Annotated in this window: 20 protein-coding genes and 1 pseudogene; 3 read left to right on the plus strand and 18 right to left on the minus strand. The window is 33.2% G+C overall.

Translation table 11 applies throughout. From position 1 onward, the window contains the following. Positions 1–148 precede the first annotated feature (148 nt). Together CN946_RS12005 and CN946_RS12010 are read left to right on the plus strand one after the other, a co-directional pair. Entirely contained in the window at positions 149–1,060 is a 912-nt protein-coding gene (locus CN946_RS12005; protein WP_098861327.1) for a bifunctional helix-turn-helix transcriptional regulator/GNAT family N-acetyltransferase, read from the plus strand. A 61-nt stretch (positions 1,061–1,121) separates the two neighbouring features. Next, positions 1,122–1,520 (plus strand): DUF5412 family protein, encoded by a 399-nt coding sequence (locus tag CN946_RS12010; protein ID WP_098861328.1) that lies wholly within the window; start codon positions 1,122–1,124, stop codon positions 1,518–1,520. 74 nt (positions 1,521–1,594) lie between these two features. Here CN946_RS12010 and CN946_RS23820 read toward each other — a convergent pair whose 3' ends face one another. Together CN946_RS23820 and CN946_RS12015 are read right to left on the minus strand one after the other, a co-directional pair. Continuing rightward, the gene (locus CN946_RS23820; RefSeq protein WP_286133916.1) at positions 1,595–1,720 is read right to left on the minus strand and encodes a hypothetical protein; all 126 of its coding nucleotides are present in this window, start codon (positions 1,718–1,720) and stop codon (positions 1,595–1,597) included. Positions 1,721–1,969: 249 nt separating this feature from the next. Then, complete coding sequence (locus CN946_RS12015) at positions 1,970–3,682, minus strand: ABC transporter ATP-binding protein (RefSeq protein WP_098861329.1); 1,713 nt, start codon at positions 3,680–3,682, stop codon at positions 1,970–1,972. Positions 3,683–4,008: 326 nt separating this feature from the next. On the opposite strand from CN946_RS12015, the gene CN946_RS12020 reads away from it, so the two are divergent. Then, a complete protein-coding gene (locus CN946_RS12020) occupies positions 4,009–7,035 on the plus strand; it encodes an efflux RND transporter permease subunit (protein WP_098861330.1) in 3,027 nt (1,008 codons plus the stop codon). 142 nt (positions 7,036–7,177) lie between these two features. Here CN946_RS12020 and CN946_RS23480 read toward each other — a convergent pair whose 3' ends face one another. The 16 genes and pseudogenes from CN946_RS23480 to vanY all read right to left on the minus strand — a co-directional run bounded on the left by CN946_RS23480 (position 7,178) and on the right by vanY (position 25,346). Continuing rightward, the gene (locus CN946_RS23480) at positions 7,178–7,330 is read right to left on the minus strand and encodes a hypothetical protein (protein WP_176547310.1); all 153 of its coding nucleotides are present in this window, start codon (positions 7,328–7,330) and stop codon (positions 7,178–7,180) included. After that, positions 7,327–8,586 (minus strand): helix-turn-helix domain-containing protein, encoded by a 1,260-nt coding sequence (locus tag CN946_RS12025; RefSeq protein ID WP_098861331.1) that lies wholly within the window; start codon positions 8,584–8,586, stop codon positions 7,327–7,329. The genes CN946_RS23480 and CN946_RS12025 overlap by 4 nt, the downstream gene beginning before the upstream one ends. A gap of 166 nt (positions 8,587–8,752) precedes the next feature. Then, positions 8,753–9,460, minus strand: a complete 708-nt coding sequence (chbG, locus tag CN946_RS12030) for a chitin disaccharide deacetylase (RefSeq protein ID WP_098861332.1) — start codon at positions 9,458–9,460, stop codon at positions 8,753–8,755. Next, positions 9,457–10,788, minus strand: a complete 1,332-nt coding sequence (locus tag CN946_RS12035) for a 6-phospho-beta-glucosidase (RefSeq protein ID WP_098861333.1) — start codon at positions 10,786–10,788, stop codon at positions 9,457–9,459. Before CN946_RS12035 ends, chbG begins: the two co-directional genes overlap by 4 nt. A 17-nt stretch (positions 10,789–10,805) precedes the next feature. Continuing rightward, the gene (locus CN946_RS12040) at positions 10,806–11,126 is read right to left on the minus strand and encodes a PTS sugar transporter subunit IIA (protein ID WP_098233187.1); all 321 of its coding nucleotides are present in this window, start codon (positions 11,124–11,126) and stop codon (positions 10,806–10,808) included. Between the two features lie 256 nt (positions 11,127–11,382). Continuing rightward, positions 11,383–12,699 (minus strand): PTS cellobiose transporter subunit IIC, encoded by a 1,317-nt coding sequence (celB, locus tag CN946_RS12045; protein ID WP_098861334.1) that lies wholly within the window; start codon positions 12,697–12,699, stop codon positions 11,383–11,385. A 22-nt stretch (positions 12,700–12,721) separates the two neighbouring features. After that, complete coding sequence (locus tag CN946_RS12050) at positions 12,722–13,027, minus strand: PTS sugar transporter subunit IIB (RefSeq protein WP_098861335.1); 306 nt, start codon at positions 13,025–13,027, stop codon at positions 12,722–12,724. Positions 13,028–13,516: 489 nt separating this feature from the next. Next, positions 13,517–14,857 carry a germination protein YpeB gene (gene ypeB, locus CN946_RS12055; protein ID WP_098861336.1) on the minus strand — a complete coding sequence of 447 codons (1,341 nt, stop codon included), beginning with the start codon at positions 14,855–14,857 and terminating at the stop codon, positions 13,517–13,519. Positions 14,858–14,873: 16 nt separating this feature from the next. Further along, positions 14,874–15,587, minus strand: a complete 714-nt coding sequence (sleB, locus tag CN946_RS12060; protein ID WP_098861337.1) for a spore cortex-lytic enzyme — start codon at positions 15,585–15,587, stop codon at positions 14,874–14,876. Between the two features lie 155 nt (positions 15,588–15,742). After that, positions 15,743–17,509, minus strand: coding sequence for an LTA synthase family protein (locus CN946_RS12065; protein WP_098861338.1), 1,767 nt, complete (start codon positions 17,507–17,509; stop codon positions 15,743–15,745). A gap of 53 nt (positions 17,510–17,562) precedes the next feature. After that, positions 17,563–19,815, minus strand: a complete 2,253-nt coding sequence (locus CN946_RS12070; protein WP_098861339.1) for a glycosyltransferase — start codon at positions 19,813–19,815, stop codon at positions 17,563–17,565. Positions 19,816–19,822: 7 nt separating this feature from the next. Further along, positions 19,823–20,161 carry a hypothetical protein gene (locus tag CN946_RS12075; protein WP_069035320.1) on the minus strand — a complete coding sequence of 113 codons (339 nt, stop codon included), beginning with the start codon at positions 20,159–20,161 and terminating at the stop codon, positions 19,823–19,825. A gap of 158 nt (positions 20,162–20,319) precedes the next feature. After that, complete coding sequence (locus CN946_RS12080; RefSeq protein ID WP_098861340.1) at positions 20,320–21,240, minus strand: DMT family transporter; 921 nt, start codon at positions 21,238–21,240, stop codon at positions 20,320–20,322. A 372-nt stretch (positions 21,241–21,612) separates the two neighbouring features. Continuing rightward, positions 21,613–23,091, minus strand: coding sequence for a protein adenylyltransferase SelO (locus tag CN946_RS12085; RefSeq protein WP_098861341.1), 1,479 nt, complete (start codon positions 23,089–23,091; stop codon positions 21,613–21,615). 782 nt (positions 23,092–23,873) lie between these two features. Next, entirely contained in the window at positions 23,874–24,425 is a 552-nt protein-coding gene (locus CN946_RS12090; RefSeq protein WP_098861342.1) for a VanZ family protein, read from the minus strand. Continuing rightward, positions 24,422–25,346 (minus strand): annotated as a pseudogene (gene vanY, locus CN946_RS12095) (VanY-A/VanY-F/VanY-M family D-Ala-D-Ala carboxypeptidase). The gene CN946_RS12090 and the pseudogene vanY overlap by 4 nt, the downstream one beginning before the upstream one ends. Positions 25,347–25,391: the final 45 nt, after the last annotated feature.

Consider the following 25,391-nt stretch of genomic DNA (forward strand, 5'->3'; position numbering starts at 1 on the left):
TATAAATTACTTATCCAAATTATTGAATATTCTAGTACAATTTTCACCATTTACACTTTTATCAGCTTAAAATTAGTTGACTTAGTCAACTTTTTTCATTTATATTATTAGTAATCTAAAATTTCAGAATATTAAAGGTGGGAAAAATATGAATCATGTTGAAAAAATACGCAAATTTAACAGACATTATGCTAATGTATTGGGAAAAATTGATCAAGAAATCTATAATCATCCTTTTCCATTAACCGAAGCCAGAATCATTACAGAAATCAACGAAAACCACGGATGTACTGCCACAGATATTATCGAAAAACTCGGTATTGATCGTGGTTATTTAAGTCGCATTATTCAACGATTCGATGAAGAAAACATCATTTCAAAAATCCAATCTCCTGAAGATAAACGTCAATATACTCTTCATTTAACAGCAAAAGGAAACGAAATCTATAATAAATTGGTTAATGATGCGAACATTGGAGTAGAAAGTATGATTCAAAGCCTTTCTACTCCTGAAGTAAAAGAGCTAGTAAAATCAATGGAAACAATTGAATCCATTTTCTCATTAAATCAAGCACCTATTCCTGAAATATCAATTCGACCATTTAAACCTGGCGATGTTGGGTATGTAGCACATATTCATGGAAAGATTTATAGTACAACCCACCAATTTGGATGTGTATTTGAATATTATGTAATGAAAGGGTTAAGCGAATTTTTATTGAATTCTAACGGGGGCGAACTTTGGGTCGCAGAAGTAAATGGAGAAATCGTCGGATCAATTGCTATTACGAAGACAAATGAGTCAGTAGCACAGCTTAGATGGTTTGTATTAGATGAAAAATACCAAGGATTAGGTATCGGGAAAAAGCTAATCGAAACAGCACTCAACTTCTGTAAGGAAAATCAATTTGAACATGTATTTTTATGGACTGTAAGCACATTAGAGACCGCACGTTATCTTTATAAAAAATATAACTTTACTTTAACTGAAGAGAAACCTAACTTCGAATGGACTGGATCTGAGTTAATTGAGGAAAGATGGGATTTAGTACTTTCATAAAAAAGTAATGATTATAGAAGATTTTAAGAGATAACTTTTAGATTTTAAGACGGAGAAAATAATGAAAAACAAATTGATAAAGAATATAAAAATATTTTCAACCATTACGGGGGTTTTAACAGTTATATCTTTAGCTGGTTATTATACTCTAGATTATTTATTTAGAGATATGTGTGGAAACGAAATTACTCATAAAGAAGTTTCTCCTAAAGGTGATAAGGTAGCTTATATTTTCGAAAGAAATTGTGGTGCTACAACTGGATATTCGTATCATCTATCTATAATGGATTCAGATCAGAAGCTAACGAATAAATCAGGAAATACATTTGTTTCAGAAGATTTATTTAAAATAAATTGGATAAATAATAAGAAAATACAAGTTAATTATCCAAAGTCCACTAAGACGTATGAAATGGATCAACACGTAAACGGAACTAAAATTGTATATGTAGGAAAATAATTCTATTTTTCCAATAATAAAAGAGCATCGATTAAGATGCTCTTTCTAATTATGTTGCCTAATCTACACAAAACCTAAATCTTTTCTTTATCAAACCAATGAAATGCTTGCGCTACCGTTATAAATTCAACACTATTATTTTTTAAAGAAGTATTTTCTGTTGTTGCATTAATTGACTTATATTGATCGTATTCCTTCAAGTCTTCTCTGCGATCCTTCGCATATCATCATTTGGTTCAATTGCCAAAACGTTTAGCTTTTTTTCAAGTAATAGCTTCGTTAAAATACCCGTATCTGAACCAATAACACTCCCCTCATTTAAATGATTTTCTGAGAGTAAATAATTTATATATTCATTCGGATATTTGGACGAAATTTCGAATATAGATCTGCCTTACTAGAAAAGTTTTGAATCAATACAAAACACCTTCTTAAAAATGTTTTTTGGGTTAAATTTGATGGGCATGAAGTCTAGCAAAAATTCCATCTTCCTGTGATAGTAGTTCCTTATGAGTACCATCTTCAGCAATTCCTTCTTCAGTGATTACTAAAATTCGATCCGCTTTTTTAATTGTGCCTAATCGATGGGCAATAACTAATGTTGTTCGATCTTTTGATAAATCATTCAATGCCTCTTGAATAATTGCTTCTGTCTCTGTATCTAATGCTGAGGTAGCCTCATCTAATATTAGGATTGGTGGATTTTTCAAAAACATTCTAGCAATTGCTAATCGTTGTTTTTGTCCTCCAGAAAGCTTTAATCCTCTTTCACCAATTTGAGTTTCATAACCATCAGGCAATGAAGCAATTAAATCAGTTAAGTGGGCTTTTCTAGCTGCTTCTTCTATTTCTTCATCAGTTGCATTTAACTTACCGTAAGCTATATTTTCTTTTAATGTACCTGTAAATAAAAAGACATCCTGTTGTACGATTCCGATATTTGATCGCAATGATTCTTTTGTCATGTTTCGAATATCAATTCCATCAATTGTGATCGCACCGTCTAAAACATCATAAAATCTTGGAATTAATGAGCAGATTGTTGTTTTCCCAGCTCCTGAAGGGCCTACAAAGGCAATTGTTATACCGGCCTCAATTGAGAAGGAAAGATCATTTAAGATTCTACGTTTGTTTTCATAACCAAAAGAAACATTTTTGAACTTAATATCCCCTACTAGATTAATTACTTCAATTGCATCAGGAGTATTTACAATATCCGGCTCATTATCAATCAATTCAGTAAATCGTTTAAAGCCCGCCATACCCTTTGGATATAATTCAAGTAATGCACTTATCTTATCGATCGGTTTAAATAAAATGTTTAAATATAAAATAAACGCTACTAATTCTCCATACGATAAAATTTTCGTAAAACTTAACCAAGCTCCAAAAACTAGAATAACAAGTGTCATTAATCGAGTAGATGCATAGATTCCTAGTAAATTCACGCTCATTACTTTATAAGCTTTTAGTTTCGTTTTACGGAAGTATTGGTTATTTTTATTAAATCGTTTCATTTCATATTGTTCATTCGTAAAAGATTGAACTACCCTCACGCCTGAAACACTATCTTCAACTTGGGCATTTACATTCGCAATATTTCCATACATTTTACTCCATGAATTATTCATTTTCATGTTTGAGTAGGAAATCAACCAAATTAAAAATGGAACGATTATGATTGCTACTAATGCAAGCTTCACATTAATTGCTAGCATAATCCAAAATGCCCCAATGAAGGTCATAATTGCAATAAATAAATCCTCTGGACCATGGTGCGCTAATTCACCAATATCCATTAAATCATTTGTTATACGGCTCATTATATGACCAGTCTTTGTATTATCAAAGAAACGAAAAGATTGACGTTGTACGTGATTAAATAACTCACGACGCATATCAGTCTCAATATTAATACCAAGTTTATGGCCCCAATAATTTACAACAAATTGCATTCCAGAACTTACTAAATAAAGTAGTAAAAGGCCGATACTGATCGAGATAATTTTACTCCAATTCCCCTCCGGTAGCAGTTTATCAATAAACCAAGACACTGCTAAAGGAAATCCAAGCTCCATTAGCCCTACTAATATTGCACAGAAAAAGTCTATATAGAATAGCTTTTTGTGCGGGCGATAATAACTAAAAAAACGTTTAATCAAAATACAGCACCTCGAGTTCTATTGAATTTCTAGTTTGTTAGATGTTAATACCTTACCACATGTGATTTAAGTGTGCTATTATTTCAGAATTTTCCAACTAACAACAAAAATATCGCAAAACTGAATATCTATAAACAAGTATAAAAGACAAATTGTCTCATATTTTAATAAAGTATGTACTAATTCATTTATCTTTTAAAATGTCGAATTGTGCTTTTAAATATTTTGTAAATTCTAAATAAAATGTATTTTATTTTCAAGATTAGTGTGTTACGATTCAACTTGTGCGTTACTGGATATTTTTACCATAAAGGGGGATAACTTGAATGTCGTGGTTTACAAAATGGGCCTTTAATAATAAAGCCGCCATTACCTTTTTATCAGTTCTCATTTTATTAATTGGAGTACTAAGTTACAAAAAGCTTCCAATGGAATTCCTACCTGCTGCAGACCAACCAATTGTTTCTGTCATTGTTATGGGCCAAGGTACTGATTCGAAAACAATGGAGGATCAAGTAACTACTCCGATTGAAAGTGCTGTCTCTGGTGTGAAGGGTAAAAGTCATATTTATTCAAGCACAAGCAATGGTTTTTCAAAAATTGATGTATATTATGAATCAGGAACAAATATGAAGGACGCTAAACAAGAAGTCCAAGAATCTTTAAATAAAGTCACACTACCTCAAAATGTTAGTAAACCTACAATTGTTCAATTAAACACTTCCATGATCCCTATCGCAGATGTTGCAATCACTTTCGAGGATGGTTTAAGTCCGAATAATATTGATTTTGCAAACAAAAAAGTTATTCCATATTTTAAAGACATAAAAGGCGTAGCTGACGTTCAAACATACGGTACAGAAAAATCTTTTGTTTCTGTAAAAATCGATAATGCGAAGCTCACGGAGAATAAAGTATCACTAGAAACTGTAATGGGTATTATTCGCGGCCAAAATTCTGCAGTTTCAGTTGGCGAAGGTATTATAAATGATAAAACTAGTAATATTAAAGTTGTTGGGAATTTAGACAATATAGACAAAGTAAAGAGTCTTATGGTCGCTGATCATGTTAAATTAGCTGATATTGCAACTGTTGAAGTGAAAAAGCCAGCAAACAATTTAACAAGAATCAACGGAAAAGACGGTTTATTATTAATCGTCACGAAGGATAGTAATTCTAATGCAGTTAGTATTACTAAGGATGTAAGAGAAGCTACAAAACAATTAAATAAAAAATATAAAAATATGAATTCAGATGTCATGGTCGCAACATCAGATATGGTTAAAACTTCTGTACATGCAATGATTAAGGAAGTTTTACTTGGTGCATTATTTGCTACGATTGTCATCATGTTATTCTTAAGAAATGTACGTTCAACACTAATTACCATTGTTTCAATTCCGCTATCGCTATGTTTAACATTATTTTTACTTGCAGAGTCTGGCATTACACTGAATGTTTTAACACTCGGTGGAGTAGCTGTAGCAGTTGGACGATTAGTTGATGATAGTATTGTAGTTATTGAGAATATTTTTAGAAAAACTCAATCAGAGAAATTTTCAGTCCAAATGATTATTGACGCTACAAAAGAAGTCGGTAGTGCAATCACAGCCTCTACTCTGACGACTGTTGCTGTATTTCTGCCAATAGGAATTATTAGCACAGGGCTTAAAGATTTCATGCTTCCATTTGCTTTAACTATTACTTACTCTTTATTAGCTTCACTATTTGTCGCACTGACCGTCGTTCCATTATTAAGTGCATTCTTCCTTAAAAAGGCTAAGTTAAAAGCCCATAATCCTTCAATACGATATAAAAAAGTTCTTACTTGGTCATTGAATCATAAATGGGTAATTGTAGTCGTTTCATTTTTATTATTTGTCGGCTCAATTGGTACTTATTTCGCTATGCCAAAAGGTGCAACAGATAATTCTTCTTCAGATTTTGTTCAAACAACTTTAACGTATCCGAGTGATACACCGGTTGAAAAAGTTAAAGAAAATACACTTAAATTAGAAAAGTATATTCTTGAACAAAAAGGTATAAAAGGAGTTTACACTCAATTAGGTAGTACAGCTGACGCTGCAAAATATGGGGATGTCCGCTCTTCTACCCAAACAGTCTATTTAATTACATTAGATGATAAAAAACTTACTGATCAAGTCGTAAAAAAAATCAATACGCAAAAATCTAACTATGCGGATGCAGAATTAAGTACGATGGCATCTAGTTTATTTGGGGGTTCTAAAACCCAAATTACGATCGATGTTGTCGGAAATAATTTAAATGATTTAGAGAATACCGCAAGTGAAATTAAAAATAAGATTAAAAATATTGATGGAGTTAAGAAGGTAACAACAAATGAGGAAGATAAAAAAACTGTTTATTCATTAGAGGTTGACCCTTCAAAAGGTAATGCTGAGCAACTATCGCAACAATTATTTGTTATGTTGAATCGAACTCCACTTGGAACAGTTACAATTGATCAACAACCAACTGATGTTTATCTTGAACCAATATTAGAACCTAAAGCTCCTGAGGATATAAAATCAGTACCGATACTGACTAAAACTGGAATGATTCCAGTATCATCAGTAGCTACATTAAAGGTAGAAGAAAAGTCTACTAATCTATATCATAAAGATGGCGATCCGTATTTAAGTATATCTGCCGAAGTAAAACCAGATAAACTTTCAAAAATTAATGCAGATTTAAATAAAGTTATTTTTGGAGATAAAAAATCAAAAGGCATGAAAATTGCCGATGGTGTAAATGTATACATTGGCGGTGCCCTTGCACAACAATCACAAGATTTCTCAGATCTATATATGATCATGCTTGTCTCAATCGGATTAGTTTTCCTAATCATGATTATTACATTTAAAACATTCCGTGCACCAATTGCTATACTATGTTCTTTACCTTTAGCGGCGATTGGAGCTGTGCTTGGATTAATTATAAGTCGTATATCCGTTGAACCAACAGCACTATTAGGAGCACTGATGCTCATCGGGATTGTCGTGACAAACGCAATTGTATTACTAGATCGAGTAAAACAAAAAGAAAAACAAATGATTCTTCGTGAAGCAATTATCGATGCTGCAGTAACTCGTATTCGACCAATTCTCATGACGGCTGTTGCTACAATTTGCGCAATGCTACCTTTACTATTCAAAAAAGCCGAAACCGGTAGCCTAGTATCCCAAAGCCTTGCAGTTGTAGTAATTGGAGGATTAACTGTTTCAACATTATTAACACTAATTGTCATCCCTGTTATTTATGAGTTACTTTATTTTAGAAAATCTAGAAAGCAGCGTAGACAGCAAGATACTAATAAGCCAGTAAGTTTGTAAATAATAAGGGATATCTCGATGTTTTTGAGATATCCCATTTTTTTGTTTAGAAATGAGTCACAAACACTTTGCGAACTTAATTCAAATAAAAACAAAAACACAAGGAAAATGAATTAACCTTGTGTTTCTTGTTTTTTCCCCATCAACTTCCTGGAGGTTTTGGATCATCTTCCTTCTTATTGGATGCGTAAATTTCATTGTTTGACGAATGATGACTTTGAATAGTATTTATTCCTACACTCACCAGAACAGTGATAATTAGGGAAAGTGCGATAAGTTTAATTTTCTTTTTCATCTGTGAACTCCTGTATTATGTGTCTTCTTCATTTGATGTAAACTGATTTGTAAATACTTATTAGCTAAAAGTGGATCACCTTGTCTTTGGTAATACTCGGCAATTCGTTCACTGTATTCATAAACCTTCATTCGATTACCGTGTTTCTCCATAATTGGTAAGCCGTCTGCCATTAAATACCGAATTAGTGCATTCTCTTCATTTTTTGCTTCAAAATATAATACTCGTAATTTCACATATTCTAATCTTGTTGTATCTTCGAATGACTCTAGTTCATTTTCTAACATATTCACAACTTGTTCATTTTTTTGTAGCTTTAGCAAATGAGTAGCAATATTTCCTAATGTAAGGTAATAACTCTCAGTATATTTCTCTATTAACGCAAGTGATTTATAATAACACTCCAACGCTTTTTCTGAAAAATTTTGAGTACCATATAAAAAACCTAAATTATGCCATGCCATTTCTTCAATTGTTGTGTTTTGAATTAATTCTGCATCATCTAGTATTTCTTTTAATAAATTTTCTGCTCTTTCATATTCACCTGTTTCAGTTAAATGGATTGATAAAATTGTTTTCACATCTAACATTCTAATAATATTATTCCTTTTTTTGAAAACTTCTAGAGCTTTATTACCGAAATAGATTGCTAATGCAGATTGTCCTAATCTACAATGCATTAATGATTTTAAATAATAATATTCAGTTATGTCATCCCGGTACAATTTTCTTAAATCTTTTACTTCTTCTAGTAAGTCTAAAGATTTAATAAAATTATTCCTTTTATGATTAAAAATTGCATTTAATACATTCCAAACAAATAGTTCAAACTCAGAAAACATCTTCGTATTTTGACCTATTTTTTCAATTAATTGCTCTGCCAAATCGACCTGATTTAAAAATAAAGTATACCTTAGCATGTATAATTCATATACATAAAGCAATTCCGTATACTGGACGAACTCCTTATATTCCGTGAGGTGTTGATAGAGTGTATTTGCTTTTTTATGATGCAGTCGTTCAATTGCGTCATAGAACTCCTGTAGTTTTATTTTAATATGATTAACTTTATTTTTTTCATCTTCAACTGATATACCTAACTTCATACACAATAACTTTAAAGTTTCGACATTAACCTCTTTTGAGTTGTTCTCAATCTTACTTAAATGAGAAATTGAACAAATTCCATCACATAGTTGCTCTTGTGTCATCTGTTGTTTTTTTCGATGGTAATTAATAATTTTTCCAATTTTCATAGGTATTTTCCTTAAATATTATTTTAATATTGTTAATATTCATTATAGTGTAAAACTACTCCTATTTCATCTTACATTTTTTCCCATGATTATAAAACTCTAATTATATATATACCAAAAAAAGCATAGAGTCTAATTCAGACTCTATGCTTTTAATTAAATTATCCTATAATAAAACAACCTCTTTTGGTAGTTTAACAGTAGATAAAATTAGCGTCTCCTTTACTCGATCTTTAGCATAAGAAGAATTATTTAGTATCTCGTGATCAAGATAACCAGGATGACACATGACTTCAACAGATTGACCGTCCTGAACCCGTGTTAATATCTTTTCAAAATAGTCATCCGTTACTCCTTCCCCGTAGAAATCATGAAGAAAAACATCCGTAAAAGGAGCGACTCCTTGTAAAGCATTTTCAGAAATGCGTCTCGCACTTAAATTATATTTTTGAGCTAACTTCTGTACGACTGGTAAAAACTCAGGTACAGTATGAACATGGTGGTGGCTATCAAAATGGGTTGGTTTTAGTCCCGATTCTAAGAATCTTTCTATTTGTGCAGTCCATTCTCTTTCTAATTCTTCTAGCGATATATTTTTATCTTCAAAGAACTCATGTCTACTTTTAAAATTACCATTTTCATTAACAAGTGTTGGCACATCATTTAAAAGTGGCTTTCCACAAGTTAAAACAAGATGGATTCCTACTTGAAGGCTAGGATTTTCTTTTGCTAGTTCTACTGCGTGACTTACGCCGGGCATATTCATCATCATCGTAGCTGAGTTAACAACTCCATTTTTATGTGCATCAATTATTCCATAATTAATTCCTCTTGAATAACCAAAATCGTCTGCATTCACAATTAATTTAATCATTTAACTTTCACCTCTTTAAAAAATTGAGGTAAATATTTTTTATGTGCTTCTAGCATTTCATCAACAATTTCCTTAGCAACTTTATCTGATGCAACTAACGGGTTAATCGTTAACGCTAGAATGGCCAGATCATAATCACCTGTTACCGCTGCTTCACAAGCTACTCTTTCAAATGATTTGATTTGTTGAACGAGGCCTCTTACAGATACCGGTAGATCCCCCATTACGATTGGTTTTGGCCCATCCTTTGTGATGACACAGCTAACCTCTACTGCTGAATCATTAGGAATACTAGCAATCGAACCATTATTCATTGTATTAACTGGTTGAATATCACCTTTATCATTATAAATAGAAGAAATTAAGCGAACCGCTGCGTCACTATAATAAGCCCCGCCTCGTTTTTCGAGCTGAGGTGGTTTGATTGATAGATTTGGATCTTTATAAAGTTCAAAAAGATCATTCTCTAATTTTTTAACAACTTCTGCGCGAGTCCCTACAGTTTCAGCATTTTTAATATCCTTTTCAACCATCTCACGAGTTTTATAATAATAGTTATGATATGGACAAGGAAGTGCGTTTAAAGCACGAAGAAACTCAGGTTCCCATCCATATCCTTGAATATTCTTAACAAAACTAGAGTTTTCCGGATTCGTTAATAATTCAATAACTTGATCTTTTACACTTTCACCGTCAACAAACACATCTAACCCATAAACCATATGATTTAATCCAGCAAAATCAATCCGTACACGAGAATGCTCAACATTTAATAATTTGGCAATTCCCATTTCCATTCCAATTGGGACATTACATAAACCAACTACTTTTCGATGGTCGGTGTAACGAAGTACCGCCTCAGTAACCATACCAGCAGGATTTGTAAAATTAACTAACCACGCGTTTGGACATAAATCCCTCATATCTTTTACAATATCTAAAATTACTGGAATTGTTCGCAAACCTTTAAATAACCCTCCTGGTCCATTTGTTTCTTGACCAAGTACACCATATTTTAAAGGTATTCTTTCATCCTTTGCCCTCGCATCTAACAAACCAACGCGGAATTGAGTAGTAACAAAGTCAGCATCTTTAAGTGCCTCTTTTCGATCAAGTGTCAAATGAACTTCTACAGGAAGACCTGCCTTTTGAAACATTCGTTTTGCTAATTGACCAACTATCTCTAATTTCTCTTTGCCTTCCTCAACATCTACAAGCCATAGCTCTCGTAATGGAAGCTCATTGTACCGCTTAATAAAACCTTCTACTAACTCTGGAGTATAACTAGAGCCTCCACCAATTGTCGCAATTTTGATTGATTTTCCCATCCTATGTACCCCTCCCTTTATTGGTTGCTTACCTCTTGCCGCAGTTCAATAATCTCCCTTGCTAAATCTTTAAGGGTCATTGCTGTCATTAAATGATCTTGTGCATGAATTAATAGAATTGGTGTATCAAAATCTTCTCCACCAGCCTCTGCCTGAATCAATTGAGTTTGAAAGCGATGTGCTTGACTAAACTCGCGATCTGCCTCTGCAAGCTTCTCAAAAGCTAGCTCAAAATTTTTTTCTTTTGCTGCATAGATTCCCTCCATTGAAAGACTTCTAGCATTTCCACTATGCAAGATTAACTGAAAGGAAAGGTTGTACAATTCTTCTTTTGTCACTAGAATCACACCCTTTACAAGAATTTAAGAAAACAATACCAAGAGCCTGCCTATAGGCAAGCTTCCAGTGTGTTTACGCAAAATCAAAACTCTGAGAACCCAGACTAATTGAAAGCGCTTGTCTTTCGAGGCGCGAAGTCTGATGAGGAGCGGAGTTACTATTAGCGGTAATGAGCATCCTCAGCAGACGAAGCAACGAAGCAACGAAGAAGCGAGCGCTTAGCGGGTAGTCTGGGCAAGCCCCTCTTTGCATTTCTTATTTTGGTGAGCCTTGTTCAGTTTGTAAATTTTGTTTATCCCACATTCTAAAGAATGGGAAGTAAATTAAGAATGCTACAACAAGGTTAATCAATTGCATTGCAGAACCTCTCCAGTTACCCCCAGTTGCTAGCCAACCGCCGATAATTGGTGGAGTCGTCCAAGGAATTGCAATACCATGTGTTTTTGGAGCAAATCCCGTTTTCATTCCTATATATGTGGTTACAACAAGTACTAATGGAGTTAGAATAAATGGAACTAAAAGCAATGGATTCATTACTACAGGCGCACCGAACGTAATTGGTTCATTAATATTGAAAATACCAGGTCCAATCGATAGCCTTCCTAGTTGTTTTGCATGCTGACTCTTTGCAAATAATAGCATCATAAGTGCAAAACAAAATGTTGCACCAGAACCACCCATGTAGATGAAGATATCAAAGAATTGTTGTGTAACGACATTTGGCATTGCATGATGAGCTTGAAGTGCTAAACGGTTTGCATCAGTTGCTGCTAGCCATACTGGCCCCATTACACCACCAACAATTGCCGCACCGTGTAAACCAACTGACCACAATAATTGAATTAATAATACAGCAATTAACGCGCCAGCTAATGATCCACCAAGTCTACTAAGTGGATCTTGTAATAGATCCCCAACGACATTGTGTAAAGTTTCATAGTGTGTATGTTCAATTAATAAACGAATAATCCATACTAAAAGAATAACTAGAAATGCAGGGAATAATGCAACGAATGATTTACTTACACTAGGTGGTACACCATCCGGCATCTTAATAACAAAATTCCTTTGAATTACCCATCTATAAATTTCAGTTGAGAATAACGCGATTATAATAGCAACAAACAGACCCTTACTTCCTAAAAATGCCATAGGGAGTACTCCGCCTACTTTAATAGCAGCAGTTGCTCCATCTGGCGTAAACATTGTGAAGTATGGTGTTGATAAAATAAATGAAGCAATCGAAATCGCACCAGCATTCAATGCATCTACTTTATAATGTTCAGCGAGTCGATATGCAATACCAAATCCTGCAATGAGGGCCATTATATCAAATGAAGCACTTACAGGATAAAGCAGCTTTGTTTGCCAAGCTGCACCGAATGTTTTTGCCATAAAATCTGGATATCCGTCAAACGGTAAGAAGCCTAAGATTAAGAAAATCGAACCGACAATAATAAGAGGCAGTGTTAAAATAATTCCATCACGTAATGCTTGCAAGTGTTTTTGACCTGCAATTTTACCAGCAACAGGCATTACTTTCTCTTCTAACATTTGAGTAAAGTTGGCCATCACGAATCACCCCTATATGAAATTATGAACCTATTAAATCGATTGCAAATTTCAGGACCTCTGCTCCTTTACACATCCCGTAATGAACCGGATTGATGGCATCAACTGGTATTCCTTTTTGTAAACCTTCTTTTTTTAATTGTGGGAGTAGATACCTTACTTGGGGACCTACAAGTAATACATCTGCTTGATCAAGATGATTTTTAACATCACTAGCACTCACTGCCCAAATCCTTGCATCGATTCCTTCAGATTTTGCAGCAGCTTCCATTTTTGTAACTAATAAACTTGTAGACATACCGGCAGCACAACATAATAATATGTTCATTTAATCCCCCTTTCTCTCTAAAGGAAACGCTTACAATACAATTAAACTTCTACTAACAAGCAGACTCTACCCCTTACCTCTCTCCCTCTAGAATTTTAATCTCAAGAAATATATATTCGCCATTTTGGACATTAGGACAAATATAAAAAATATTTTTTTACTAATTGAACTCTATAAATTCCTACTCCTAAAGTCGCTTAAAATAAAGCTTTGTACAAGCCTAAAGTATGATAACTTGTCAGACTTAACTGGCAGGATTTTGCATTTAAACTATCTGAAAAAAGTCTCGTATTTGTAATAAATAATGCATGTATTTTAAACTAAAATGCTAGTTCCTACCATTTTTAAATCTAGTAAAAATGAAAAGGAAATGGTTCTAACTCAAACCATTTCCTTTTTTTATCTTCAATATTATTAGGAAAATCTTTAAAATTAAATAGAGGACTTAAGTTACATACTTAAGTCCTCATCGTTAAAAAAGTATGAGCTTCAGTCGTAGTTTTCGACTAAGACATTCAATTTTTTAATCTGTTCTTCTACACCAGTATCCGCATTCACGAATATTTGATATGTGTCATTACCTCGTGTTCCTACAAATTCATAGCAAAGTACTTCTTGATTCAGTTTATTTAAAATGATTGCTTGGCGCTCTTCCATTATTTTTAAATTTGAATTAATACTATTTCTCGCTTCTTCAACTGATATTTTCGGCTTTGGAATCGTTCGTTTTGTATATGCTGCCAAGTAATTTTTGGATGAAAATCCTACAATACTTCCGTCATCAAGAGCAATCTTCATTGTTACAGATTCAGGATAGATTCTTACACCGTCCTGTTTTGTTACGTATGTAAATACACCAATGGTATCATATTGTGAGCTTTCTGTTAGTTCCATATTGGAGAATTTATTACGTTCTAAAAATTTAAGCCCATTAATTGAAGCCTGATTTAAATCGATATTTTGCGCTTTAATATCACGACTATCAATAACCCAGACTGGATATCCTCCCTTTTCAGTAATATCCATATAAACTTCACTATTTGTTTTTGGTTCCCTAATTTCTAAGCTATAATACCGATCTTCTAATTTTTCACCTGTAAGACTAACTTTTATTTGTGCGGTACTATTTAATTCAAGAAACTTTTTCGCAATGTCCTTCGCTTGTTCTGTCGTTATTTTTTTGCCTTTTACATTCGAAAGGCTTGCACGATTTACTTTATAATTTGTCAGTGATGGGTCTGCATTTGCATCGGAATAGGTCATTACATTCCTTTCCACTGACTTGAATCCATCAATAATGACGTTATTTTTCGGATTTTGATCTTTTGCATAAGCAAGCTCTACATCCATCCAACGTAATTTATTCTCAAATACCATATGCTGAACTTTTCTAATCTCCCCTTGAATTTCAGCAGAGTTATCATATAACTTTTGCAGTGTTGCGTATTCATTTTGGGTCAATGGTTCCTTATCTAAATCTCTTACCGCAGTTCGATAACTAAAATCACCAATATTTGTTAGAAATTCTTCCGTCTTATTAACTGGTAATAGTCTCAAAGGAAGTTGCCCTACGTTAGATCTAGCTTGAGAAGTTAGTCCCCATACTTCAACTAGTGCTGGAGAGAGAGATGACTTTGATTTCATTGCTAAAGTATCGCCAATTTTATCATGTAATAAATCTAATTCATAAGTTAGTTCATGAAATGCCCGTTGATAGTTGTTTTCTGCCTGAATATTGATTTCGTTTTTAGCCTTATGCTCTGTATAACCCCAATATGATGTTCCGATAAGTCCAATTGCTAACACGCCTATTGCAGCTTCCTTAATCACTTAAAACACTCCTTTCTTATCGGCAAAATATATGTCTACCAATTTGTTTTATTTGTGGTCTGCTCCAAATCCAAGCACTTGTCGCTGTGTCTGGATTAAAATAATAAAGTGCACTTTCACTCGGATCCCAACCATTTACAGCGTCTAAAACAGCTTTTTTGGCCGTCTCATTTGGTGTTAAATAGATTTGTCCGTCAGATACAGCGGTAAATGCACCCGGCTCAAAAATAACACCTGATACTGTGTTTGGAAACGATGAATTGCTAACGCGATTCAGAATTACTGCAGCAACTGCTACTTGACCAATATAAGGTTCACCACGTGATTCACCATAAACTGCATTAGCCATTAGCTGAATATCATTTTGTGAATAACCATTTGGAACATTCGATCCAGCACCTGCATTTTCACCTTTTTCATATTTTGTAGCTTTTACGAGCATCGCTTTTGTCTTAGCTCCAACAACCCCATCGACAGGCATTCCGAAATTATTTTGGAAATTCCTAACCGCCCAATATGTGTTGTATCCAAACACCCCATCGACCTTGCTAGTGTAATAACCGTTGTATTTTAACCGAGTCTGTAATTCAATAACATCTTCTCCTGTAGCACCCATTTGAAGTACTTGGCTTGTAAACGCATTTACATTTTTAAGTTGAACATTACAAAAGAAACTAAAAAATACTATTAGTAATATTAAAGGACCTTTTAAGAAAACTAGTTTTCTCATCTCAAACCTCCTAAAGTATAATTATCCCTTTTTGTATTTTTTTCAAGAACCACCAATTTATGTAAATACTTTTGAAATCCAATAAGATTTCTTCCCAAAGCCTAAAAATAAGTCAGTTTTTTATCCAATAAAAAAGGGACCTTTTGGCCCCATTTTTACTTTCTATTAAAGGTTATACCTTCACCATATACTCGATCATAGATTACCCAATCCCAAATATCATTTGAATGATTTTGAAGTACCCAATCATACCATGAATGTTCAATCTGATCGTTTGTTAGAACTTTCATTAGAAGAGGTGCAATTTCGTAGGATTCTAATTTAAGATTTCCTTTTTCTAAAAATGGCTTCGAATAGTTTCTAATCTTATCCATTGTATTTTTGTCATTACTCCAAATCCACATCGGTGTTTCATTATACCAATCTTCTCCTTCAATCTTCTCCACTGGTGCTCCCCAATGCTCGTATGTTGCCTTTTTATCGCCAAATGTTGGACGATGGTCACCATAAAAAAGGACAATTGTAGGATTCTTACGTTTTTTTATTTCTTGCCATACTGAAACAAGAGAATTGCCGCTTTTATAAATACCACTTGCATAACTCTCCACTTTTCCTTTTAACTCTTCATCCATCGGTACTCCACTAACTTTCATGTTCTCTTCAGGAAAATGGCCTTTTCGCCAGTCAAAATGATTTTGCATTGTCACAAAAAATACAAATTGACTCCCTTTTTTATTAATTAATGATAATGCTTTTTTCGAGCTACACTCGTCTGATAAATAGGAACCAAATTTTTGGCAAGAAGATAAATCTGCCTCTGACAAGAACTGATTAAATCCTATGTTAGGATAAACTTCTTTTCGTTTGAAAAATGATGTTTTAAATGGATGAAGGGCTATTGTATCCATACCGAAGTGTCTAACATCATGAATGAAACTAGGTGAAAGTCTATTCCCCATTTTTCCTTCTTGGTACGGTGTCCGATCTTCGAATTTACGTTTTAATTTTAAACTAGTTAATACTTCAAACTCCTCGTTAGCCGTCCGTCCTCCAAATGTATTACTTATTAGAGTTCCATGAATACCTTCATTTATAGAGCGAAGAGGTGCGTTTGGATCAGTGTTCCATTTTAATTTCATGTCATCTAGCATACTGTATGCTTCACTTTGAATCACTAAAATATCTGGTAATTGTTTCGGTTTAGAAAGTGGTTTTAAAGAATTGATTTCTTTAATGACCTCATTTTTCACTTTATTAGATACTTTAGGTTCTTCGCGTTTGCTATTTACATAAGTTACTAAAAATGCTGGATACATACCATATCTTTCAACACTAGTCTCGTAATTCCAAGGAATATATTTTACATTTGAGTTTTTTACAAAATAAGCATAGCCTTCTTTAGATCCAAATGTAAAAAAGACCCCAAGTAATACGATTAGTAAAAAACGTAGACTATTTTTCCTTGCAGAAGCATTTCTCCATTTTTTATAGGCAAAGAAAGTCCCTAAAAAAAGAAATGTTAAGATTCCAATTAGCGCTCCCCATTTGAGAAGAAATGGAAGTTTTGAAAATTGTAAAAAAACGATTGGATCACGCAGGAAAAATAAGTCACTTGGATGAAAAGGCTCTCCAGTATATTTTATTTTTTCTGATAGTGCATATGAAAAAATCCCAATTGAACCTACAATCGTGATTAAAATCCACCAAACATTAAAGCCTAGAACAGAAAGTCCAATTACTAGTATTGAAACAACAACTGACACAATCATAAAGTTCCACTTAAAAAAATCCGTGATAATCCAATTCTGATAAAGATTCACATTGTTCTTCCACAAATAATTATGTGACCAAACAACAAGTAAATAGCTACAGACCAATCCGATTAGAATTGGTCCTAGCAAATTAAAACTCTTTTTAATCATAAAGAATCTACCCTTTACAAAATTATTATCATTAACTTTGTTTATTGTCGTTTTTACATTAATTTCTCATTTGGTAATGCTTCGTCAAGTTGGTTGAATTGTTGAATTAATTTCTCCGTAACTAAAGATTCAAACACTTTAGTAGCACCTTCAATATCGCCAATCTCTGATTTGTATTTCGTTTCAAATCTACTTAGAATACTGCCTTCTTCAAAAATTCCCCATATATTATTCCCACTACCTTTGTAATCGCTCAACTTAGAAGGTAAGTATGGATTAATATTTTTATAATCCTTCGTAAACGCATCATTAACAATTAGACAATCGAATTTTGTTGTAAAATTTAAAAACTCTAAAAAGTTAACATATGGGTTTACTTTTATATGCTTTTCAATCACTTCTCCCGAAAGTTCATTTGCAAGTGACTTTGGATCTGAAGTGAAAACATGAAGTTTAATTTTATCCCTTAATTCAGGTTTCGTTAATTTAAGTCCTTCAATTATTTCATTTAATTTCCTCGTTTGATAAAACGCTCCAAAGTAACCTAGATTTACTTTATTCTCATCAATTCTATATTTACTTGCCTTAACGTGATAATATTGCTTCGGTAATGTCGGTTGATTACAAATTCTAGCTTTATTTAATATGACTTCTTTCATTTCTTGCATTGGGAACATTTCTGACATGTATTTCAACTGATTTTCATTTGTAAAAACAATTTCATCTGCAAATGCATAAGCGATGTATTCACACCAAAAAAACATATTATTATTAAACGCTAGTGGGAATTTTTTTTTCTTTAAAAGAGCATTTACTTTTTTATAGAACCCTAAATCAATAATTGCTGACTTCCGCTCTTTTCCATGAATATCTAATAAGATTGGATCTGAGAATTCTGCAACCCATTTAACCTTTGGATTTTTTAATTTATATTCAAATGCTAAAAAGTGTGAAGCTGGCCAAAGTGCACGGCTATAAATTTTATGATATGTACCATTTTTTCTTTCTTTAAACTTTATTTCCTTAAGAGATTTGTTAATAAAGTCTTTCATTGATTTCCATTGTTTAAAACTACTAGCAGATGATATTTCCATCCGATTATTTATAAAACCATCGACCATTGCATTTTGTCGATAATCAATTTCCCTTACCTTCGACATATTATTATAAATTACATCTACCACTTCATTATTTTCGATAATACGCTTAGCCATTACAGTTCCACTTGTATCAACATATGGGGGAAAACAATAAGAAATAATTAAAGAACGCGTCTCTCCATTGTATAACTTAAAATAAGGAAAATAGACGAAACAGTGTTTATTTACTTCTTCAATTACTTTGTCTCTCAAATCATTGCTATTGTTTATATACCTGTCTATAAATCCGTATTGAGCGTGAATTTTTCCTTTAATGAATTGTTGAATAGTAGGACTATTCGTTTCTCCTAGTAAAACATCAAGATGTTTCATTACTTCCAAACGTTCTTTCACATTAAATTCAAATGAATTTTTACGTCTAGAAACTGAATTATCTCTTAAAACTCGATAATAAATTGCCTGTTCTTCTAATGGTACAATCTTTAAGTGAAAATGATGCAAAGCAAATAATTTAGTAAAAAACACTACATCTTCTCCACTTTTTAAACCGAGTTCGTAGCGTTGGATTTTTACTTTCTTTGTTGGTATTAATTTACAGGCATTCATTGTTAAAACACTATTTAAATCAGTATAAGTATAAACTTTAGTTTCTAACGCTTTTTTAATTTGGGAGTTAACAGGATTATTAGGATTACTATTCCCTTCTAGATCTACGTCCACAACTTGTGAAATGACAACAGATTCTTCATCAGCATGGTCGAATAGTTTTTCAAGAAAGTCAGGTGAAATGTAATCATCGTCATCCAAGAATGTAATGTATTTTTTTGATGCTTGTTGAATTCCCATATTTCTAGCAGCTGAAACACTAGCTTCTTCTGAATGAAGAATATTGAAATGATTAATATGATGTTCCTTAATGAAATTCATCAATATCTCTTCGGTAAGATCTTTTTCTCCATTGATAATAAAGATCACTTCAAAATATTTTGGTGATAAAGTTTGATTTTTCAATGATTCAATACATTTTTTTATCACTTTTTCACCTTTGTATGTCGGGATGATTACGCTAATTCCGTTTATTAATTTTTTAAAATGATATTCTGAAAATATTAAGTCTTCCGGGATTTCCTTATTCATTCGTTGGTAAATTTCGATCTTAATTTTTTCAATTTCCTCTAATCTTTGCTGAATTTCAAATTTGTTCAAAACTTACTCACCAACCTCTTAACTTTCTAAAAAGCCATCTTTTAGCTTTCCAATAAAACTGAATTAATCTGCCAAGCTTAGAGTGCATTACTTTTCGATAACGGTCTTCCATTATTTGAATTTCATTCTCTAGCTTTTCAATATACTTTATATTTTTATAATGCAGCTCTAACGCTGTTTCTTCATTAATTAATAAGGTTAAGAACTGTTCATAAAACTGAGACTCTATGTCCAAATTATTTAAATTCGATTTAAACTTGTTTAATTTTATAAACCAACTAGGTATTTCTAATTCATTCTCAATTGTTTCTGCATTTAATGAATGAGTTCTTGGATCGATTGTCATCTTGATGAGTCCTTCCTAATAGCTTGAATACTTTATAATATGCCCTAAAAAAGCAGTTTTTTTTCATGAAATGATGAATTAGAAAACATTTCTTAAGATAAAAAAAAGACAATCCCCTTATCGGTAAATTGTCTTATGGTACATATATTATTTTGCAATTAGATTTGGATTTGATTCTCCCTTTTAAATTTGCGAGTTACATCTTCATATACTCCTGAACCAAATAACACACCTATTAAAATTAAAATAAATCCGACTACTTGAGTTAAAACAATTTTTTCACCTAAAAATAATACCGCACCAATAAGTGAAAAGAATGGATTTAAATTTAAAAATATAGCCGCTTCTGTAGTGCCAACCGAGCCAAGAGCAAAATTATATAGCATATGCCCCATAGCTGTTGCAACAACTGCTGATGCAAAAAATACCGCCCAAATTCCTACTGAATGATGCACCATACTAGCCATTCCACCTGGCTCAAGTATTTGACTAATTCCGAATAATATAATTGAACCCATAACTAGCATATATCCAGTCATTAATCTTGGATCTAATGTTTTCGAAACTTTTTTAATTAAAACAAAGCTTGATGCTTGAGCTAAGATTGCTAAAAACACATAAAAATCTCCATGCGAAACGCCATGAAAACCTCCACCGCTCTGGAAAACAATAAAAGCAACACCTGCAAAACCAAATAAAACGCCTAAAATTCTAACAAAATTCATTACACTACCTAAAAAGAAAACCGACAATAAGGCTGTTAAAAGCGGCCCCATTCCAAGAATTAGGCCCCCGTTTGATGCTGAAGTTTGAGAAAGACCGATTGATAAAAAATAATGATGTGCAACTACATTCAATAGCATCGCAAAAAATACATAACCAAACTCTTTCTTAGTAAGCAACCGAACTTTTTTTATTAAAAATAAAATAATAAAAACACTTACTCCAGCAGTGAAAACACGGATAGCTGTCATCGTAACTGGCATAAAGTTCTCTACTAGAACCTTTGTTGCAATTACATTAAATCCCCATACCACCATAATACAAAATAAAATGATATAAATTTGTTGCTTCTTCAACTTCCCCACTTCTTTCTACTGGCCTAAATATAAAAAGAGGGAAATTTTCCCTCTTCAGACTGTTGACAAACGCTCGCTTTCTTCGTTACTTCGCCTGTCTGCGGTGCTCATTACCGTATAGGGTAACTCCGCTCCTCACCAGGCTTCGCGCCTCGAAAGACAAGCGCTTGCAATCAGTCTGACAATCAAGTTTTTAGTTCCCCTCTTTATTCAGAAAACTTTTAATTTACTTTTTCTAATATAGTAAATTTTTGAGATTTATTCAAAGTGTATGCTCAGATTCACTAAAAATATGTTTCTTGTTTTACTTAAAAATAAAATACTACCCTAGAAAAAGGTAGTATTCGCACTATAAAAAATATAAGAATATAATCAAGTACCACAGAAAGTCTGATAAGGACGATCCGGATCAGGAGGTAGTGTACAATAATTTATCTGTTCTTTCGATTCAGTAAAAGGATTAGAAAGTGCTTTAAGCAATTTCTCCATCACGCTATAATCTCCGTTCTCTACCGCTGCTTCTAAAGCTTCTTCTACGCGATGATTTCTTGGGATTACGGTCGGGTTGTTGTCCCGCATCAATTGAAGAGATGCTTCTTTTGATTCTGATTGTCTACTTAATCTCTCCTGCCACTGCTTCTCCCATTGTTTAAATTCAGATGATGTAAACAAAGGTAGTTCATCTTGATTACCATATGATAATGCTCTAAACGTATTCGTATAGTCTGCTTTATACTTTTCCATTATTTCAAGTAACTCATCAATTAATGACTTATCCTGTTCTTCTTCATTAAATATTCCTAATTTTCTCCTCATGCCTGCGATCCAATTATCAACATAAATAATAGGGTATTCTGAAATTGCATTCTGTGCTATTTCTAAGGCTTTTTCCTGATCATCATGCAATAAAGGTAATAATGTTTCAGCAAATCGTGCAAGATTCCAGCCAGCCATTTTTGGTTGATTTCCATATGCATAACGACCGCGGAGATCAATTGAGCTGAATACAGTTGCTGGATCGTACGCATCCATGAATGCACATGGACCATAGTCGATTGTTTCACCACTAATGGTCATATTGTCAGTGTTCATTACACCATGTATAAAACCAACTAATTGCCATTTGATAATTAAGGAAGCTTGGCGCTTAATGACCCCTTGGAGTAGTGATAGATATCGATTTGGATCATTTGATTCAATTTCCGGATAATGCCTTTGGATTGTATAATCAGCAAGTTCTTGAAGTTCATTCACACTACCCCATCTTGAAACATACTGAAACGTCCCAACACGAATATGACTAGCAGCAATTCGGGTCATAACTGCCCCAGGTAATCGAGTTTCACGCTGGATTTGTTCACCTGTCGTTACAACAGCAAGACTTCGTGTAGTTGGTATCCTTAATGCATGCATCGCCTCACTAATAATGTATTCGCGAAGCATTGGGCCGAGTGCTGCACGACCATCTCCACCTCGTGAATAAGGTGTTCTACCTGAACCTTTAAGTTGTACATCAAATCGCTCGTTTTTAGGAGTGATCTGTTCACCGAGTAATATTGCTCTCCCATCCCCTAGCATATTAAAGTGTGCAAACTGATGCCCTGCATATGCTTGGGCAAGTGGCAATCCACCTTCTGGCACTTGATTTCCGGCAAAAACATTTACACTTTCTTCGCTTTGAAGTGATTGAACATCTAGACCAAGTGATAAGGCCACTGGTTTATTTAGAACAACCAATTTCGGTGAACTTACCGGATTTAAGTCTTGTGTAGCAAAGAAGAATTCCGGTAAGTTTGAATAACTATTATCAAAATTCCATCCTGCATCATTTTTTATATTTCCCTGAGTCATCTTATCCCCCTTTTCCACTTTTTTCTTTTTAATTATTTACTCTCTACATATAACAAAAAAACCATAGATTTACTATGATTTTGTTTTCATGATCCATTCCTCAGGTTAGTGTCTACTCCACAACTTTAATATATTCCAACATTGAATGAAAAAGGCATAACTTCAAATTAACTCATATAACAAAAAAACGGCTACTCTACAGTAGCCGTTTCTACACGCTGTTGAAAAACAACCTTGTCAATTAAATTACCAAATTTTCGTAAAAGGAGTAGTGTGATGTTGATTTCCACTACAGGATGCTCGCTTTCCATGGNNCCTGCGGGGTCTCAGCCTTCCCGCTTATCCCATAGGAGTCGAGCACCCCTCCGTTCCAATCAACTTATTCATCAAAAAAAGTCTGCAATAAATCCTAATCAAATAGCCTTTACTTAGAGTAACCTAACAGTTGTTTATTAATCAGTTTGTAAGTCAATTAATATCGAACATTAATTAAACTAATCAATTGAATTTGTTTTTCTAAAAATTAGCTCATAATATTTTTAACTTCTAAAAAAAATTACTAGTGTTATTAGAATCATAAAATAGTTCAAACATATTAACATTTAAAACCATTAATAGATCATCCAAAAAATGATAATTTCATCATTAATAAATGTTCATTTAATGTCCGTTTTCCCTATTGACCATTTTATATTTCAACACTCTGAAAAAACGGCTACTCTACAGTAGCCGTTTCTAGTATCGTTTCCCGTTTAAAAGTACGGTTCAACTTGCTCGAAATTTTAAAATTCTTGTTTATCAACAATTTCTCTGTCTTGAACACTGCTTGATGTATTTACGATAAGTTTATTATAAATCTTATCACAAATCTTGATAGCACAATAGCCAAGTAATCCTCCAGAGGTATTTAGTATTAGATCATCTACATCAAAAATCCCTAGAGAAAAAATAACCTGAAAGCTTTCTATGCATAAACTAAAACTCAAAGAACTAATAAATACGCCTATGAATGACATCCCTCTATTTTTAGACAAGAGAACAAGAAACATTCCAAATGGGATGAATGCTACGATATTCCCAACCAAATTACTAAAATCAGGCCACGATGATAGACTCTTAATATTAATGAATATAGTTTTAAATGGGATAAGATTTCCCATTTTCAATTCGTTTATGAGATTAACAGGATTCCTAAGATTAGTCTGCAGTTGATACCAAAGAAAGGATAGATCTCTCCAGCGGAACTTAAATAGAATGACTCTTATTAATGCATACATATAAAAGACAAATAGTGCTGAAACAAAAATTTTGTTCATTAATTTTATTATTTTCATTCCGCTAAGCTACCCTCCTTAAGATTAGTATGTTTTGAGCTATTAAATACCGTCACAATCACACCATCCATATTGTCGCCTGATATTTCATAACGAAGATTCGTAGGCACATGAATGGTCATATTTTTAGTAACAGGGTAATAAGATATCTCGTATTTTTGGCCATTTATAGTAGTAGAAATAGACTTTTGTTTTTTTAAGAAATCCAAATACTCTTCTAAAGAAAAATTCTTTTCCTCCAGAATCACACTGTGTGGCAATCCAACATAGCGAATATGCCAAGGTTCATACTGAATACCTGTAATTGCCGTTTTATCCTTTGGATAGCGTATTATAAAGCCGTATTTCCAAGCATTTTTTTCTAGCCACTTACCTTCAGGTGCCTCGTTCATTTTCATTTTGGTAGATCCTACATCAAGTGATAAACCCAAATTATGTTCACTACGGCCTGCAGGCAAGGCATAGTCTGATCCCATTTCATGAAAGAGTGCATTTTGCTCATTAAAGTCACGAAAGCCACTATTAATTGTAAAATTACGAACCCCTTCTTTTTTAGCAGTAGCGATCATCTTCGAAAATTTACGGGTAACATCCTCTGACAATTCAATTTTCGTATCTAGCAATTCGTATCCCTTTTTCAATTCTTTGTGAGTGAATAAGTTTACAACATCTGATTTTATACTTTCCTGGTGTACAGGATATTTTTTATTTATTTATTAAGAGTAAGTTTCCTTTATAGACCTGTTCTTTTGTAATGTCCTTCGTTTGGAAACGATCAGAAGTCTCTGTATTATCTAATTGGTCATTGTTAATTTTTTTTAATGTTTGAATCTCTACTTTATCTTGAAGAGAAATTTCTTTATTCACGAATGTAAAACTCAGGCAAATTACTAAAAACACTAATAATCCCCACTTCTTCATTATCCCGTTCCTCCTAATTCTGATTGATTTTAGAATAGGAAAAAC

Source organism: Bacillus sp. AFS053548 (assembly GCF_002575105.1).
GTDB lineage: Bacteria > Bacillota > Bacilli > Bacillales > Bacillaceae_G > Gottfriedia.

Coding starts and splice junctions, on each gene's coding strand:
- CN946_RS12005 (WP_098861327.1), top strand. CDS start 149: ATGAATCATGTTGAAAAAATACGCAAATTTAACAGACATTATGCTAAT.
- CN946_RS12010 (WP_098861328.1), top strand. CDS start 1,122: ATGAAAAACAAATTGATAAAGAATATAAAAATATTTTCAACCATTACG.
- CN946_RS12020 (WP_098861330.1), top strand. CDS start 4,009: ATGTCGTGGTTTACAAAATGGGCCTTTAATAATAAAGCCGCCATTACC.
- CN946_RS23480 (WP_176547310.1), bottom strand. CDS start 7,330: ATGAAAAAGAAAATTAAACTTATCGCACTTTCCCTAATTATCACTGTT.
- CN946_RS12025 (WP_098861331.1), bottom strand. CDS start 8,586: ATGAAAATTGGAAAAATTATTAATTACCATCGAAAAAAACAACAGATG.
- chbG (WP_098861332.1), bottom strand. CDS start 9,460: ATGATTAAATTAATTGTGAATGCAGACGATTTTGGTTATTCAAGAGGA.
- CN946_RS12035 (WP_098861333.1), bottom strand. CDS start 10,788: ATGGGAAAATCAATCAAAATTGCGACAATTGGTGGAGGCTCTAGTTAT.
- celB (WP_098861334.1), bottom strand. CDS start 12,699: ATGGCCAACTTTACTCAAATGTTAGAAGAGAAAGTAATGCCTGTTGCT.
- CN946_RS12050 (WP_098861335.1), bottom strand. CDS start 13,027: ATGAACATATTATTATGTTGTGCTGCCGGTATGTCTACAAGTTTATTA.
- sleB (WP_098861337.1), bottom strand. CDS start 15,587: ATGAGAAAACTAGTTTTCTTAAAAGGTCCTTTAATATTACTAATAGTA.
- CN946_RS12065 (WP_098861338.1), bottom strand. CDS start 17,509: ATGATTAAAAAGAGTTTTAATTTGCTAGGACCAATTCTAATCGGATTG.
- CN946_RS12075 (WP_069035320.1), bottom strand. CDS start 20,161: ATGACAATCGATCCAAGAACTCATTCATTAAATGCAGAAACAATTGAG.
- CN946_RS12085 (WP_098861341.1), bottom strand. CDS start 23,091: ATGACTCAGGGAAATATAAAAAATGATGCAGGATGGAATTTTGATAAT.
- CN946_RS12090 (WP_098861342.1), bottom strand. CDS start 24,425: ATGAAAATAATAAAATTAATGAACAAAATTTTTGTTTCAGCACTATTT.